General features: G+C 67.3%; 16 protein-coding genes and 1 pseudogene. 12 read left to right on the forward strand and 5 right to left on the reverse strand.

Translation table 11 applies throughout. The features are described 5' to 3' along the window. Positions 1–144: 144 nt before the first annotated feature. Positions 145–603 (forward strand): annotated as a pseudogene (locus BDK92_RS32835) (transposase family protein); the annotation flags it as partial. A gap of 63 nt (positions 604–666) precedes the next feature. Here BDK92_RS32835 and BDK92_RS32840 read toward each other — a convergent pair. After that, the gene (locus tag BDK92_RS32840) at positions 667–1,020 is read right to left on the reverse strand and encodes a nuclear transport factor 2 family protein (RefSeq protein WP_121162795.1); all 354 of its coding nucleotides are present in this window, start codon (positions 1,018–1,020) and stop codon (positions 667–669) included. Positions 1,021–1,429: 409 nt separating this feature from the next. On the opposite strand from BDK92_RS32840, the gene BDK92_RS32845 reads away from it, so the two are divergent. From BDK92_RS32845 to BDK92_RS32855, 3 genes are all read left to right on the forward strand, one after another. Continuing rightward, entirely contained in the window at positions 1,430–1,615 is a 186-nt protein-coding gene (locus tag BDK92_RS32845; protein ID WP_121160228.1) for a hypothetical protein, read from the forward strand. A gap of 309 nt (positions 1,616–1,924) precedes the next feature. Then, the gene (locus BDK92_RS32850; RefSeq protein ID WP_121160229.1) at positions 1,925–3,160 is read left to right on the forward strand and encodes a hypothetical protein; all 1,236 of its coding nucleotides are present in this window, start codon (positions 1,925–1,927) and stop codon (positions 3,158–3,160) included. A 108-nt stretch (positions 3,161–3,268) separates the two neighbouring features. Beyond that, on the forward strand, positions 3,269–4,195 hold the full coding sequence (locus tag BDK92_RS32855) for a JmjC domain-containing protein (RefSeq protein WP_121160230.1): 927 nt from the start codon (positions 3,269–3,271) through the stop codon (positions 4,193–4,195). A gap of 13 nt (positions 4,196–4,208) precedes the next feature. Here BDK92_RS32855 and BDK92_RS32860 read toward each other — a convergent pair whose 3' ends face one another. Continuing rightward, entirely contained in the window at positions 4,209–4,877 is a 669-nt protein-coding gene (locus BDK92_RS32860; protein WP_121160231.1) for a hypothetical protein, read from the reverse strand. 355 nt (positions 4,878–5,232) lie between these two features. Here BDK92_RS32860 and BDK92_RS39370 point away from each other — a divergent pair, with 355 nt between their 5' ends. Continuing rightward, positions 5,233–5,883: a DUF4328 domain-containing protein gene (locus tag BDK92_RS39370; protein WP_170208773.1), complete on the forward strand. Its 651-nt coding sequence runs from the start codon at positions 5,233–5,235 to the stop codon at positions 5,881–5,883. A gap of 161 nt (positions 5,884–6,044) precedes the next feature. Here the strand turns inward: BDK92_RS39370 and BDK92_RS32870 are convergent, their stop codons facing one another. Continuing rightward, entirely contained in the window at positions 6,045–6,614 is a 570-nt protein-coding gene (locus tag BDK92_RS32870; RefSeq protein ID WP_121160233.1) for a TetR/AcrR family transcriptional regulator, read from the reverse strand. Between the two features lie 99 nt (positions 6,615–6,713). Between BDK92_RS32870 and BDK92_RS32875 the strand changes: the two genes are divergently transcribed. From BDK92_RS32875 to BDK92_RS32895, 5 genes are all read left to right on the forward strand, one after another. Then, positions 6,714–7,676: a zinc-dependent alcohol dehydrogenase family protein gene (locus BDK92_RS32875; protein ID WP_121160234.1), complete on the forward strand. Its 963-nt coding sequence runs from the start codon at positions 6,714–6,716 to the stop codon at positions 7,674–7,676. 211 nt (positions 7,677–7,887) lie between these two features. Continuing rightward, positions 7,888–8,250 (forward strand): nuclear transport factor 2 family protein, encoded by a 363-nt coding sequence (locus BDK92_RS32880; RefSeq protein ID WP_121160235.1) that lies wholly within the window; start codon positions 7,888–7,890, stop codon positions 8,248–8,250. A gap of 125 nt (positions 8,251–8,375) precedes the next feature. After that, the gene (locus tag BDK92_RS32885) at positions 8,376–8,699 is read left to right on the forward strand and encodes a hypothetical protein (protein WP_121160236.1); all 324 of its coding nucleotides are present in this window, start codon (positions 8,376–8,378) and stop codon (positions 8,697–8,699) included. A 176-nt stretch (positions 8,700–8,875) separates the two neighbouring features. After that, positions 8,876–9,808 (forward strand): hypothetical protein, encoded by a 933-nt coding sequence (locus BDK92_RS32890; RefSeq protein WP_211349451.1) that lies wholly within the window; start codon positions 8,876–8,878, stop codon positions 9,806–9,808. Between the two features lie 455 nt (positions 9,809–10,263). Beyond that, positions 10,264–10,842, forward strand: a complete 579-nt coding sequence (locus BDK92_RS32895; protein ID WP_170208774.1) for a serine hydrolase — start codon at positions 10,264–10,266, stop codon at positions 10,840–10,842. A 12-nt stretch (positions 10,843–10,854) separates the two neighbouring features. On the opposite strand, the gene BDK92_RS32900 is transcribed toward BDK92_RS32895, so the two are convergent. Further along, positions 10,855–11,550, reverse strand: coding sequence for a TetR/AcrR family transcriptional regulator (locus tag BDK92_RS32900; protein WP_211349452.1), 696 nt, complete (start codon positions 11,548–11,550; stop codon positions 10,855–10,857). Here BDK92_RS32900 and BDK92_RS32905 point away from each other — a divergent pair. After that, positions 11,517–12,893: an erythromycin esterase family protein gene (locus tag BDK92_RS32905; RefSeq protein ID WP_147457199.1), complete on the forward strand. Its 1,377-nt coding sequence runs from the start codon at positions 11,517–11,519 to the stop codon at positions 12,891–12,893. The two genes, BDK92_RS32900 and BDK92_RS32905, sit on opposite strands and share 34 nt — an antisense overlap. Before the next feature lie 241 nt (positions 12,894–13,134). Here the strand turns inward: BDK92_RS32905 and BDK92_RS32915 are convergent, their stop codons facing one another. Further along, a complete protein-coding gene (locus BDK92_RS32915; RefSeq protein ID WP_484199174.1) occupies positions 13,135–13,818 on the reverse strand; it encodes a TetR/AcrR family transcriptional regulator in 684 nt (227 codons plus the stop codon). Here BDK92_RS32915 and BDK92_RS32920 point away from each other — a divergent pair. After that, positions 13,765–14,760 carry an alpha/beta hydrolase gene (locus tag BDK92_RS32920; protein WP_121160241.1) on the forward strand — a complete coding sequence of 332 codons (996 nt, stop codon included), beginning with the start codon at positions 13,765–13,767 and terminating at the stop codon, positions 14,758–14,760. The genes BDK92_RS32915 and BDK92_RS32920 overlap by 54 nt on opposite strands. Positions 14,761–14,795 lie beyond the last annotated feature (35 nt).

Genomic DNA, 14,795 nt, shown 5'->3' on the forward strand with positions numbered 1-14,795 from the left:
CGGTGGCCGACGTGGAAACAGAGTGAGCACTTTCCAACTGGGTTTGCGCAGGTGGAGGCAGGGCGAGGGTGCCGATGGCTGGTTGAGGTGAGGCTCCGGTAAGACGAGCAATCGACCAAGGAAGATGCCCCACCGGGAGCCTCGTTGCTGTCTTACCCCTCTTCGATCGCCCTGTCCAACCGCACGCTCAACCACCTCACCGGCCTGATCCGCACCCACCGCCACCAGCACCGCTCACACTGGCGCCGCCTCAACCCCGGCCAGCAAGCCCTGCTCGCGCTGGCGCATCTACGCAACGGTGACCCGTTCACCCGGCTCGGCGCCGGGTTCGGCGTCGGCACCGCGACCGCCTGGCGCTACGTCCGCGAAGCGATCACCCTGCTCACCGCCGCAGCAGACGACCTGACCGCCGCCATGGCCCGGATCCGCCGGCTGGCCTACTCGATCCTCGACGGGACCCTGATCCCGATCGACCGCGTCGCCGATCAGAAGCCGTACTACTCCGGAAAACACAAGCGGCACGGCGTCAACGTGCAGGTCATCGCCGACCCGGCCGGGCGCCTGGTCTGGGCCTCACCGGCCCTGCCCGGCCGCCACCGCGATCGTGCAAGCCATCCTGGCTCTACACCACATCGAGAACCCGACCTACGGCAGTTGAAGCGCTCACTAGACCGGGACGAAGTTGGCGGCCAACACCCGCCAGTTGCCGTCCTCACGCACCCACAGCCGGGTGTAGCGCAACCGCGCGGACATAACAGCACCGCCCTGAACGGCATCCACCGCAGCGACCGTGCGGGTCACCCCGGTCTCACCGTCTTCCTGGACGTCGAGCGACTCCTCCACCAGGTTAGTGATTCGCAGGGCCCCCGAGCGGTAGCTCTCCAGGTCATCTTCCTTCGTAAAAATCGTGCCGTCCGGTCCAGCACCCACGACCTGGGGGTGCAGAAGCGCGTCGAGGGACTCGACGTCGGCGGCGCGCTGAGCCGCTTGGAGCTGCCGTTCCGCAGTATGGAGATCCATCCACCGATCCTCTACAGCGCCCCGCAACAAGACAAGCGGGTTCGCTCGCGGCAGAACGGCAATGTCAGCCCAGTACGGCGTTCGCGGCACAACCGAACTTCGGCATGACCCGGTCGGCCACCTGAGAGGGTCCTCTACCTTGCTCCGAAACGCGAACAGCCGCTTGCGGCGTGTACAGGATCCGGTCGACCTTCCACTCTGCCTCCGACATACGCCGGAGCTACTCCGCTCTCGCGCTGGGTGCGCGCCCCTGGCCGACTTTCGTCAAGACTCCGTCAAAATTCGGGAGTTGGTTGTCAAGGGGCTGTGAAGGGCGATTGCGTGGCCCGACTCCCTCACTTGATCATGGCACTACGGCAGGGAAGGGTTCAGAACTTCAAGTGGCTGCCGAAATGTTGAAGGAGTTGGAATGGAAGCGTCCGAATCTCTCAAGGGTGTCCAGGCCAAGCGGCTCGCGCTGGCCGTCGTCGCGGCGGCGGCACTCGGCGGAGCGGTTGCCGTGCCGGTTCTCGCCGCGGATCACTCTCACGATTCCTCGTCGCAGCAGGTTGAGGCGTGGGACCGCGACATGCACGGCGAGCCCTACTACATCTGACAGTGACGGGTTCGCGGTGACGACTGCACGGTCGTCTGTATCCGACTGACGTACCGATCGCACTATGTGAATCCGTCGGTTCACTGGAGCAGGCGGTATGAGCGCGGGCGGATGACCGCTGTCGGCACTGGGCCGCGTTCCGAGGCAAATGGCACGCGGACCCGATGGCTCGCCCGGATCAGTCGGAAGCGCGTAGGCACAGGCCGCCGTGATCATGGAGTCAAGTGCTCTCTGAGCGGGGTATGCCTGTGCCTACCGCCCTCCCGGCTGAGCGAATTGTTCGGCACCGCGAGGAAAAGACCTACGATCATGAAACTGCCGAAGTACCGCCCGGCCCCCGGTGTACGCGCTCTGACCGAGCGGTTGCTGTCTCTCACCACCGCTGGCGTGCCGGCTGTCTGCCCTGTCCACGTCGGTCTCGGTGAGCCGGTCGTCAGCTCCACCACCCTCGGGCACATCACGTACAACATCGCCCTGGCCCTGGTCAACGGAACGGCACACGCACTCCCTCCCTTCAATACTTTTCCACGCCCCGAACGGCGCATCCTCGATGCCGCGAGCTGGGATCGCGTCGATGCGACGGGTGCCGACTTCGCCCAGATGCCGGTCGACCTCGCCAGTGAGCTGTGGCACCAGGTGGACCAGGCGTGTCGCGACCACGGCTCCCTGACGATCGCGGAACGCTGCGTGTTGAGTGACCTCCTGCTGCGCCTCGGATATCCGCTGCGCGCCGGTGAGATTCTCGGTCTCCTCGACGCGGACATCGTCGGTCACCCGATCCGTCCCGAGACGGCCCGCTCCGATCTGGCTGTCCTGCTGCGGCTCTATCCAGACGCGCACCCTCTCATGGAGGACTGGGCACTGCGAGCTGCCGCGAGCACCGCCGTGCCACCCCAAACCCGCGTCCGGCTCGCCAACTACGTCGTCGTCGCGAACGGTAAACGCGGTGCCGACGTACCCGCCGTGCACCTTGCCGCCGAACTCGGGCGGGAGGCCATGGCCGAGGTCACCGGAAACGGCATGGACCGGTACCTGACCGAGCACACCCTCTACCGGGCGATCGCCTACGAGCCGTATCTCCGTGGGGACATGACCCACACCATGGAACTCCTCGACCGAGCCGCCGCCGCCCTCGCTCAAGCCGAGCCGGACACGGGACCGCTGGAAATCCTGTCCTGGAAGGACCACGCCTTCCCCATGTTCGAGACCCTCTCCAGGACCCTCATCGGCCAGGGAGAGGTGAGCTGGGCCCTGGGATCCACCGCAGATCTCATCGCCATCAGCCCGTACGACCACCGGGTATGGGAACTGCGCGCCCATGCACTCGTCGCCTCCGACGATCTCCACGAGGCTGTCGGCGCCTGGGAACAGATACTGCCCCAGGGCGGTCTGCCGGTCGCCTCCGCCGCCTTCTACCTCGGCTGGGCACATCACCAACTCGGCGACGCCGGCAAGGCCCAGGAGTACTACACCCTCTCTCGGGCGGTCGACCCCACACCCGTGGAGCTTGCCGAGCACATGACGTACCTGACCAGGGGGAATTGAACGAGGTTGACTCGGAGTTCGGCGGGCGGGTGTGGAGGTCCGAGCGTGAGGGGTGGCGTGAGCGCACGGGCGAACGGAACAACAGAGCTAACGGGATATGGAACTGACATGAGTGATTTTGTGATCCTCCGCGATCTGGTCGGAGATGTCCCCGCTTTCCTCGCGGAGTCCTGGCATCGGGTTTCCACAGTCCTGCGGCCGGCGGATCCCCCGGTGAACCTCTTCACTGTGCAAGACCTCGAGCGGTCACTTTCCGGAGGGCTGCTCCGATCCCCATATCTTGGCGTGGTGGAGTCGGGCGAGAACCCGACAGGCCGGGAATTCACCACCCCCCGGACTGTGGCCGAACGGGTTGTCTCGGACCATGTTGACCCGGAGAAGGTTGCCCGGCGAGTTGCCGAGGGCGCGAGTGTGCTCCTACGCAACATCGAGCACTGGCACGCCCCCACCACTGCCTTCGCCTACAGACTGGGCACCGAACTGGGCCGTCCGGTGGAGGCGTTTTTCTTTCTCACGCCCCCGGAACGCCAGGCTCTTCCCCCGCACCGGGACGACGCCGACGTGTTCGTCGTCCAGGTGCAGGGTCGCAAGGAGTGGACCGTTCACGAGACGCCGACCGACGGGCGGTGGGACCGGGGCAGAGCCGGGCGCCCCGGGAAGGTCGCGGTGCGAACCCGTCTGGAGCCAGGTGAGGTGCTCTACCTGCCCCGGGGAGCGGCCCACAGCGCGGTCGCGGCGGATGGGTCTCTCTCCGCCCACCTGTCTCTGACCGTCCGGGACATCGGACTCAGTCAACTGAGCGCGGTCGTGCAGCAGTATCTCGCGGCGGATCTGGACCTGCCCTCCCGCCCGGTCGAGGAGGCGGCACTGATCGAAGCGTCCGCCCGCCTGCTGGAACATCAGACCAGCCGCCTGGCCGAACTAACTCCGCAGGACCTGGTCGATGCGGCACGTACGGCGATGCTCGCCCTGCGCCACAAACCGCCGGTCACACCCGACTTCGGCGCGAGCGCCGGACAGGGGTGCGCGAGGTAGTGAGCCCAGGGTGCTAGGAGTCCTCCACCCGTAGACAACCCGTGCCGCCGTCGGCGGAAAGGAACGCGAGTGCCACCGGAGCGGAACCGAGATTGAGGTAGAACGGCGTCCAGTTCGTTGCCAGACGCAGTAGTGGCCGCCACGGCCCGCCCGCAGGGCAGTCATGCTGGTCGGGCGGCAGGGCCGTACCGCCGATCTTGTCGTGGTCGATCGCCTCGACGTAGCGGTCCCGATCTTCGGACGGTAGTGCCAGGTAAACGTCGAGCGACAGGGGTTCGGGATCCTCGTCGCGAACGAGGTCGACCGTGTACTCCGCAGGTGATCCATCGTCGTGGTAGAGCGTCGGGCCGCTGGCCAGCGAGACGGTTGGCCCGGCGAAGGTACCGGGCTGGACGACCACGGCGTTCTCCCCGCCGTCGGCAAAGATGACGTCCGGGTCGAACTCCTCGGTGTCGCGTCCGTGGTCCCCGTGGGTGACGAAAACGTAGGCGAGCCGTCCTGGCCCGTCGCCGACGAGTTCGAGCGCGATCTGGCAGAGGAAGCGCATCGGCGTGCCCCAGGCCGCGCTGAGCGGCCACTGCGGCGGCCCGAGCCAGGTGGGCTGACCGCCGAACTTGGTGATCGGCTCGGTCACGGGCGTCTCGGCGCGGCGGTAGTCCACGATTCGCCACACGGCAACCATGGCGCAGACCGTAACAGGGTCCCGCACTTTTCGCGGTGCGCTGACTGGTGATCGTTGCTCAGCGACCGCAATGGGCGGGGCACCCCGTCCGCATCCGGGGTACGCGCTCGCTCCGGCGAGTCGCGCTGCCGCACCGAATGTGGTCGCGGCGCCGTGCCCGGATCCGTACGCTGACGCGGCTGACCACAATGGAGGAACCTGTATGCGCTGTCAGACCTGCTATGCCGAAGCGGCGCCGACGACCCTGGACTGTGCGGTGTGCGGCACCCCCAAGGGTGCCCCGGCGGTTATTCCGGGGGCGCGAACGTACCGTCTGACCGGCGTCGGACGGGCGGCATCGATTGTGGTCGGTCTCGTGGTCGTGTTCGATTTGCTGATCGCGCTCTGGCCGGTCGTGGGAGGTCTGTTGGCCGAGCGCGCCATGCGTGACCTCGACCCGGACGCGATCACCGGGGCTGCCCTCGTCTCGGCCCTGGTCGAACTGGTGTCCCTGGTGCCGTTGACCGCTGCCGGCGTGCTGGTCATCGTCTGGTGTTTCCGGGCGCGGGCAAATCTGGATGCGTTCCCGGGTGCCGTGCCGGCGCTGCGGAAGGGCTGGGCGGTCGCCGGCTGGCTGGTGCCGGTGGCGAACCTCATCGTTCCGGCGCGGGTGATGGCGGGAATCGCCCGGGACAGCCTGTGGCGGTCGAGCACGCCAGCCCTGGTGCGGATCTGGTTCGGCAGTTGGCTTCTCTACCTGTTTGTGGGCCAGGTCCGTACGCTCTCCGACAACCAGACCTTCGAAGCGTTGCCGACGACACTCTACGGTCCTGACGACTACCAGTTGTACGTCGACTACTACTCCGCGGCGCTGGGGCCGAATCTGCTGGTGGCGTTGCTCGGCGTGGCCGCTGGCGTGTCCCTGATTCTGCTGGTCACCCGGGTGTCGGCCGCACAGGACACCCGAATCGAGCGTGGCCTGCCGGCCGTCCCGGTAATGCCCGGCATGCCCATGGCCAGCGCCTGAGTGATTCCGCGCTCCCGTTGGAGGGGCGTCGAGAACGTCGGTGAACGGCTGAGGGCTCCTGTCGCCTCCGAGTACGGAGTCGGCAGGAGCCCTCTGTGCGTACTGCTGGAGTCGGGTCGGCGATCTGCCCCGAGAACTGCTGTAGCGTCCGCTTGTGCCGATCAAGCGCGGAATGCGCGAATCGCGAGCACGGCGAAGCGGCGGGAGGCCGCAACCCGGGCGTTTGTCGATGTGGCGTGCAGGCCGCCGTTTGCCATCAGCATGAGGATGAGGTCGTCCAGGATGAAGTCGGGCCGCAGGTGGCCGGTCTCCTTGGCGCGGCGCGCAAGCTCCGCGAGCGAGGCGAGCGCGTGTTCGCGTCCCGTGGCCAGATCGACAGCGTGCGGAAAGGCCGAGGTGAACGCCGTGGTGAAGCCCCGGTTTCGTGCGTGCAGCTCGCAGAGCTTCTCGATCACGAGGCAAAAGCCCTGCCACGGATCCGGGTGAGCCAGCCCCTCCTCGGCAATGGCGTGGCACGCGTACATCTGCTCCGCGAAGGCCTCGGCGGCCAGCGCCTGCTTGGTGGGGAAGCGGCGGTACAGGGTCGCGGGGCCGACCCCGGCGCGCCGGGCTATCTCGCGCATCGGCACGTCCAGGCCTTCGGTGGCGAACACCGCCCGAGCCGCGTCGAGGATGCGCTCGCGGTTGTCCTGCGCGTCCGAACGCAACGTCTGAGGCAAACGGTCGATCACTCTCTCACTTTAGCTAAACGGACGCTGGCGTCCGCTAGCGTCCCCGGTAATCAGGGTCTCCCCACAACGGGTTGATCCAAGTTAGGAAAAGGAACAACAGTGAAGGCAGTTGCGATCAAGGAGTTCGGGGGTCCCGAAGGGCTGGCGGTCATCGACATCCCAGACCCGGCTCCCGCTCGGGGGCAGGTGTTGATCGCCAGTGAGGCGATCGGCGTCGGCGGCGCCGACGTCATGATCCGAAGAGGTGCTCTTGCCGCCTACGGCTTCCGGCAGGGCCATGTCCCAGGCGGCGAGGTCGCGGGCACGGTGACCTCGGTGGGCGATGACGTCGACCCCGCATGGGTCGGGCGGCGCGTGTGGGCGTTCACCGGTACGGGCGGCGGCTACGTCGAGCAGGCGATCGCGTCGATCGGAGAGGTGCTGCCCCTCCCGGCAACCCTTTCCGCTGTCGATGCCGTAACGCTCGGGAGCTCCGGGGTCGTGGCCCACTTCGGTCTGACCCACGCTCACTTCAAGTCGGGCGAGGCCGTGCTGGTGCGCGGCGCGGCAGGCAGCATCGGGATCATGACGGTCCAGCTCGCGGCTCTAGGTGGTGCCAGCTCCGTGGCAGTCACCACCTCCTCCCCCGAACGTGGTCGTCGGCTGCGCGACCTCGGCGCGACCCACGTGCTGGACCGAACAGGAAGAGGAGGACCGGGCGACCCCGTGGGCTACGACGTCATCATTGACGTCGTAGCAGGTGAGGAGATGCCTTCGTTTTTCGACAGGCTCAACCCCAACGGTCGACTCGTGGTCGTCGGCGCGGTCGGGGGCCAGCCGCCGGCAGACTTCGGTACGGGGTTGATGGCCGCATTTCAGAAGTCGATGTCCTTCGCTACCTTCAGTGCCGCAACGGTAACGGAGTCCGCCCGACGTGCCGTGCGGGTGGAGCAGTTCGCCGCCGTGGGTCGTGGCGAACTCCGGACGGTGGTGCACGAGATCCTGCCGCTGGAGCACGCCGTACTGGCGCACCAGAAGATGGATGCTGGTGAGGTCTTCGGGAGGATCGTGCTGATCCCGTAGTCACCCGGTCAGCACAGCCGACTGTCGCGACCGTCGCCGCACCGCTGGGGGGCCCGGCGTCCGCAGACGTGATGCGCACGTGGTTCGCCGAATACACCGACGACGAGGACTGAGTCAGTGTGGTGCCCAACGTCCTGGTCAGTAGTGACACGACCGACCGCAGGTCGGGCGGCAAGGAGCGGCGCAGCCTTCCAGAAGGACGAGACCATCAGTGCCTGACGTCATACTGCGCCTGTCCCACGATTTTGACGAAGCCGAGCTACATGCCGACACCGACCGGCTGGAACGTCTACTAACAGACGACTTCGTTTCCATCGGTGAACGGGGATTCGTCTTGAACAAGGAACAGTGGATCGCCCGTCATGGCGATTTCCGGCTTATCAGCTGCCTGACCACCGATGCCCACGTCCGGCGCTACGATCGCACCGCGATCCTCCATGGTGCACAGCGTGTCGAGGCGACGTGGCTCGGCGAACGCATGGCCCTGAGCGTTCGATTCAGTCAGGTGTGGGTGCAGCAGGCAGACACCTGGCTGCTTGCATCAATCCAGTTCAGTACACTTTCCGCCGATTGACACGGCTGGTGTGCTCGCCGCAGGTGGGGCACCTCCGCCCGCCGGCCGTGTGACCGTGCGCCGACCTCCTGACACGTGGCGGCCACGACGGGAGCGACTTCGACACACCAGCCCTATCCTGTGGTATGCCCGCCTGTGATATCTGCAACGAGCCACCTGGCCCGAGCGCGCAGCGATACTCTGCGGCGCAACTGCGCTCGGCCGTCGACACCGGCTACCGGCCGGAGGCCGCCATCGAGCACCACAAGCGTCTGGCCAGCCAGCTCGGGCTCAACCTGAGCGACGACCACTGGTTCGGAGAGTGGGTCGCGCAGGTGCGCCGGGACCAGACGGACTGGCTACTGTGTCAGTCCTGCGGGACCGGACTCGAGGCGCACTTCCAGCGGCGCGCGGACGTCCCACCGCAACTGCCGCCGCCGCGCCGGCGTCTGTTCGGCTGGCGCCGGTAGCCCCCGCCCGGGTCCGACGGTCTCCGGTCCAGCAACCTTCCGGGGCCCGATCTCCTGGGCGCGGTGACGGCGTAAGCCGGCGAGTGATCGTGGGGCAGCGAACAGTGAGTGTTGTCGATACGGTGATCGTGGCGCACCGGCCGGTGCGCTCGCCGCACCACATGACGGGGAGTTTCATGCTGCTCAGACGCTTGACGACGATTGGTTTCGCCGCCGCGCTCATCAGCGCGACCGTGCTGACGACCGCCGCCACGTCGGCTCAGGCGGCACCGACCAGTGTGACGTCGTACTCGTTCGCCAGCGAGGCTGGCGACTACATCGGCAGCGGGCAGACCCGCGCCTACCAGGCGCCGTCGGCCGACATCCAGCTGTCCGGCACCGCCGGGCACGTGACGATGCGGGTCGAGGCCGGTTCGGAGTGGTGGAGGGTCGAGCTGGCCGCGCCGAACGGTGACGTACTCCGGCCCGGGCGGTATCTGGACGCGGAACGGGCCGCCTTCCGTACCGGCCGCTCGCCGGGACTTGATGTGTCGGGGACCGGGCGAGGCTGCAACCAGGTGTACGGCAACTTCTGGATCGATCAGATCGGCGTCGCCGCCGACGGTACGGTGACGATGCTGGACGCGCGATTCATTCAGCAATGCGAGTCGGAGACCGCGCCGCGCTTGCAGGGGACGGTGAAGTTCGCCGCGTACCCGTTGTCGTACCGGTTCGTCAGCGATGCCGGGGACTACGTCGGGGGCGGGACCACCAAGTCGTACACGAACGCCACGTCGGTGTTCGACCTCAGGGGTGATGCGAACGGTGTGTCGTACTCCGTGTCCGGTCAGCGCGACGACTGGACGGTCGACCTGTACCCGCCCGCGGGCGAGACGCTGCGGGTGGGGACCTACACCGGCGCTCAGCGCTACCCGTTCAACGACGCCGGTCGCCCCGGCCTGTCAGTGAGCGGCAACGGGCGCGGCTGCAGCACGCTGACCGGGCAGTTCACGATCCAGGAGATCGCGTTCGACGCCTCGGGTGAGGTGATCGCACTGTTCGCGACGTACGAGCAGCACTGCGAGGGCGGTACGCCCGCCCTGCGCGGTACCATCCGCTACTTCGCCTAGGCGAGCGGGGGCGCGACCACGCGGTCGCGTCCCCCGTCACCAACCCGGCCGTACTCACGCCTCGGACCACGGCGATCGTTCCTCGGCCGTGATGGCGACGTAGGCAACAGCAGGAGACCGACATGCGCAAATTGATCGCAGATGAATGGATGACCCTCGACGGGGTCGTTCCAGGCCCCCGGCTACGACGGGGAGGACAGTGACGGCGGCTTCCAGCACGGTGGCTGGCACATGCGTCACATGGACGAGATGACGACGAGCTGGGTCACCAAGACCACTGTCGAAACCGGTGGTTTCCTTTTCGGCCGCCGCACCTACGAGATCTTCGCGTCGTTCTGGCCGACCGCTCCCGACGAGCTCGCCACGGACGCTGCGCCAGTTCGTGGCGGAGGAGATCACCGGCCCACTCGGCGCCGACTTCCAGTTCGGGGTGGCCGACCGGGACCTGCACCGCGTTGCGGACATCGTCCCGCCGCCACCCGTGTCGCTCGATCTGGAGGCACTCGACAGGGGCAGTCCGGCGTACCGCACCTTCACCGGCCCGGTCGTGGCGCCGGAGGACGCCAACACGGCGGGCTGGCGGGCCGCCGAGATCGGCGCCGGCAACGGCCACGGCAATGCCCGCTGCTGTTGCCCGCATCCTGTCCGTACTGACCCTCGGCAGGATGGTCGATGGCGTACGTCTGCTGTCGGAGCGCACCGCCGAGCTGATCCTCGCCGAGCAGACCGCCGGCACCGACCTGGTCAATGGTTTGTACCTGCGGTGGGGGCTCGGTTTCGCGCTGAGCGACCCTCGGACGCTGCCGTGGGTGCCGGCCGGCCGGATCGGCTACTGGGGTGGCTGGGGCGGCTCGATGGCGATCGTGGACCTGGACCGGCGTATGACCATCAGCTACGTGATGAACAGGGTGGGCGGCGGCATTCTCGGGTCCGACCGGGCTGAGGAGTACGTGATCGCCGCCTACCGCGCCGTCGCCACCATCTGCGTACCCGACAGTCAATCTGCTTGCCGGGCCGATCCGTTCCGGCAGTGACTGGACGTGGGGTCAATCGCGCTGTCGCAGGGGTGTTCGTGGTGGCAGCGCACCGGCACGGGCCGCTCCGAGCGCGATCTTCGCGGCTTGGTCGGCGATGGCCTGGTCGAGGGGCTCGGAAGTGACCAGCAGCCGTAGGTAAATCGGCGCGATGAGGGCTTTGACCAGTTCGGCCGGGTCGGTGTCCTCCGGCAGGTCCCCGCGCTGGACGGCACGCATGATGACCGGCTCGGCCCGGCGTATGCGGTCGGCGAAAAAACGACGTTTGACCTCAACGATTTCAGGTATGTGGGCGGCCCCGACGAGCATCGTGCTGATGATGGTCTGCCCGGTGGTGCTGGTCAACGTACTGATCAATGATTGTGCCAGTTCCCGTAGGTCGCCGTCGATGCTGCCCGTATCGGGGATCGGGACGTCGGTTGCGATGCGGTCGGTGATCGCGTCAACGACCAGGGTCTCCCGATCTCGCCAGCGCCGGTAGATGGTTGTCTTGTTCACGCCAGCTCGCTGGGCCACGTTGTCGATACTCAGGGCGGCGTAACCGTCCCCGCCGAGTTCGACAAGCGTTGCGGCGAGGACAACGTTGCGCACCTTCTGCCCGCGACCAACCGGCCGTGGTTTGGCGGCCGGGGCGCTCTCCCGTATCAACGCAACTCCTTGTTGCTCAGCGACATGTGAGGTGGCACGATCACTGTATCGCAACTCCATGTTGCGATAGCGTGCAGACCGCCAACTGGTCCATCGAACGACAGGAAGAGCATGTGGCCGCCCATGGAACCTTTACCGACTGGCTTCGGCTGCACGCCATCACCGCCGACTCGCTGGACCCGGAGGCACCGCTCGACGACCTTGAGCCGCTGCGCGAAATGATCGGCACCGCCCGTGTCGTGGCGATCGGCGAGAACGCCCATCACGTGCGGGAGTTCTATCTGCTGCGACACCGCCTGCTGCGATTCCTCGTTGAACGCTGCGGGTTCACTGCCTTCGCGTTCGAGGCGCCGTTCACGGAAGCCCACGCCATCGACGCCTGGGTCCAGGGCGGTCCGGGAACGGTTCACGAGGTTGCCGCCGTAGGTGCGGGCGCCGGCAACCTCGGGCGTTGTGCCGAGATGTACGACCTCTTGACCTGGATGCGTGAACACAACCGCGACGCGGCGACTCCATTGCGGTTCGCCGGGAGCATCATCTCCTCCCGCCAACCGGCGCTCGCCGCCGTCGCCGATTACCTGCGGTGGGCCGACCGCGACGCTTTGCCCTTGCTGGAGCAGATTCGCACCCTTGCCAAGGCATTCCACCACACCTCGATCTTCAGGGTCCTAGACCAGTACACCGCTTCGGAGCACGCCGTTCAGGACGCCATGACCGCCACGATCAGCCGGCTGCTGGGTCGGATGGAAACGATGACCGCCTACCAGTGCAGCCAGGGACGGGAACGCGAGCACGCCACCGCGCTGCAGCACCTGCGTGGTGTCTGGTACGGCGATCACTCCCTACGCGACTTCGCCGGGCGCGGTATTCCCACCGGCTCGGCCGCCGCCGATGCCTTCCTGGCCGAGTCCGTGCTACGGCTCCTCGCCGACGGCCCATCCGACGGCAGAATCCTGCTGGCCGTGCACAACTGCCACATCCGCAAGACCGTGGTCGCCCACGAGGGAGCGTTCGGGCTCTTCCCTGCGGGCTACCACCTCGCCCAGGCGCTCGGTGAGGACTACATCGCCATCGCCGCCACCAGCGGTGGTGGCCGTACCGCAGAGGTGCGCCCCGAGTCAGGACATCCGTTGGGTTTCCAGGTCCACGATCACGCCCAGCCACCACTCCCAGGCACCAGTGTCGAGTCGACATTCGTTACCGAATCGCCCCTGACCATCGCCGACCTGCGCACCGCCCGCCGAGCCGTGACCGACAGCCACACCTTCCAACAGATGCGCATGGAGCACTACCTCACCGACGTGGACGTGTTCGACGCGTACGACGCCATCGCCTACATCCCGTACACCACCTGCACCGACTACGTCGACGCCCAACCTCAATCAACCACACAGCAGCCATAGCCACGGCCGCACCCGCAGGTGTCTGTGGACTTAAGGGCTCTGTCTCAACTTCACGAGACAGGCCCTTCGGCGTTCGCTGGGGGTCGGGAAGTGTCTACGTCTGCCCAGAGGAATCGTGCTTGTCCTCTCCTAGGGGATCGCGGTCCATGCGGCCTTCGGAGCCAGCCGGGCCGACCTGCAACGCCTCGCCGATCTGGCCCTCACCCGACTGCCATGGGAGTGAATCAGGCCTGGGCTTCGGCTAGCGGAGTCCGCGTAGGACCATCTCGACCAGGGCGTCGACGTCGGCGTCGGCCATCGGTTCGCCCGTCATGCCCATCCGGTGGAGCAGGGTTCCGACAACGACATCGATGAAGAAGAGCACTCGGTTCTCCGGTTCGCCCAACGCGTCCTGAAGCGCGAGCCGGTAGGGGTCCTGCAGTTGGCTGGCAAGGATCTGGCGCAGGGCCGGATCGTTGACCGCATCGGTGAACACGCCGGCGAACGCCGCGCCGATCCCGGCCTCGCCGATCTTCGCCGCGGTCCAGCGGATAGCTGACGACATGACCTCCTCTCGGTTGGCGCCTTTCAACGGCGCCGGGCCGAAGGCGTCGAGGAGGCAGGCGGTGATCAGCGCGCCTTTGGATGGCCAGCGACGGTAGATCGTGGTTTTCGCGACGCCGGCCGCGGCGGCGATCCGGTCCACAGTGGCGTGTGCGTAGCCGAGCTCGTGGACCGTGCGCAGCGTTGCTGCGAAGACCGTGGCGTCGACGCCGGAGCGGGGACGGCCGGGTGGTCTGGTGGATGCGGTTGCTCGGGCCATAGCCACACGATAGCCGGTTACGCTACCGTGGGTATCGATACCATAAGTAGCGTAATCCGGGGAGGGTGTATGAACGACAAGACCGGTAGACGGCAGCCGCCGTTGGGCATCCGGGTGCTGCATGCCCTGCGAAAGGAGCCGGACTGGTTGACGATGCCAACCGAGGCGCTGGACGCCTTTCGCGAGGCGGAGAACCGCAGGCGGGCTTCGCCTCTGGCACGAGTGATCACCGGGTTTCCGGACCGCAGGGCCACCATCGGCTGGCAGCAACTGGCACTGCCGGACCGTGTTGTCCGGGTCCGGGTGTACCGGTCCTCACCCGGACCCGGCGGCCCGGACGCTGGCCCGGTCGGCCTGCCGCTTGTGCTCCACGTGCACGGCGGCGGATTCGTGGGCACGGCGGCGCAGAGCGACTGGGTGAACAGTCACCTCGCCGGGCGACTGCCCGCGGTGGTCGTGTCGGTCGAGCACCGGCTCCTCGCCCCGGGAACCCCGTTGTCGGCGGCGGTCGACGACGGCTGGGACGTGCTGCGCCACGTGGTCGAGCACGCCAAGCAGTGGGGAATCGACCCGGCACGGATCGCTGTCCTCGGGGAAAGTACCGGTGCCATGGTCGCTGCCCTGGCCGCTGTCCGGGCCAGGGACTCCGACCTGGTGCTGCGGGCCCAGGTACTGGTCAACCCCTGTGTCGATCTGACCTCGACGGCGTTCGACCACACCTCGGTAAGCGAGCACGCCAACAGCCCGACCCTCACCGTGACGCAACTGGAGCTACTCCGCCGGCTTGCCGTACCGGAAGGTACGGATCCGCGTGCCGTGTCGCCGCTGTACGCCGACAACCTGAGCGGGCTGGCCCCGGCGCTTGTGGTGGTGCCGACACTCGACCCGCTGGCGGATCACGGACGTACGTACGCCGAGCGGCTGCGCGAGGCCGGGACGCCGACGAGGCTCACCGAACATCCCGGCGCGACACACGCGTTCCTCAGCATGCCGGGCGTGGTGCCACAGGCGAAGGTCGCACGGGCGCAGATCGCCGAGTTCCTCCGCGACCATCTCGCTGAATGACGGGTCCCACGCCCGCCAGGGCCAACCCCAGCCGC

It is taken from the genome of Micromonospora pisi, from assembly GCF_003633685.1.
GTDB classification, from domain to species: Bacteria; Actinomycetota; Actinomycetes; order Mycobacteriales; family Micromonosporaceae; genus Micromonospora_G; species Micromonospora_G pisi.

Coding starts and splice junctions, on each gene's coding strand:
- BDK92_RS32840 (WP_121162795.1), bottom strand. CDS start 1,020: ATGGATCTCCATACTGCGGAACGGCAGCTCCAAGCGGCTCAGCGCGCC.
- BDK92_RS32845 (WP_121160228.1), top strand. CDS start 1,430: ATGGAAGCGTCCGAATCTCTCAAGGGTGTCCAGGCCAAGCGGCTCGCG.
- BDK92_RS32850 (WP_121160229.1), top strand. CDS start 1,925: ATGAAACTGCCGAAGTACCGCCCGGCCCCCGGTGTACGCGCTCTGACC.
- BDK92_RS32855 (WP_121160230.1), top strand. CDS start 3,269: ATGAGTGATTTTGTGATCCTCCGCGATCTGGTCGGAGATGTCCCCGCT.
- BDK92_RS32860 (WP_121160231.1), bottom strand. CDS start 4,877: ATGGTTGCCGTGTGGCGAATCGTGGACTACCGCCGCGCCGAGACGCCC.
- BDK92_RS32885 (WP_121160236.1), top strand. CDS start 8,376: ATGCCCGCCTGTGATATCTGCAACGAGCCACCTGGCCCGAGCGCGCAG.
- BDK92_RS32890 (WP_211349451.1), top strand. CDS start 8,876: ATGCTGCTCAGACGCTTGACGACGATTGGTTTCGCCGCCGCGCTCATC.
- BDK92_RS32900 (WP_211349452.1), bottom strand. CDS start 11,550: ATGGAGTTGCGATACAGTGATCGTGCCACCTCACATGTCGCTGAGCAA.
- BDK92_RS32920 (WP_121160241.1), top strand. CDS start 13,765: ATGAACGACAAGACCGGTAGACGGCAGCCGCCGTTGGGCATCCGGGTG.
- BDK92_RS32915 (WP_484199174.1), bottom strand. CDS start 13,818: ATGCAGCACCCGGATGCCCAACGGCGGCTGCCGTCTACCGGTCTTGTC.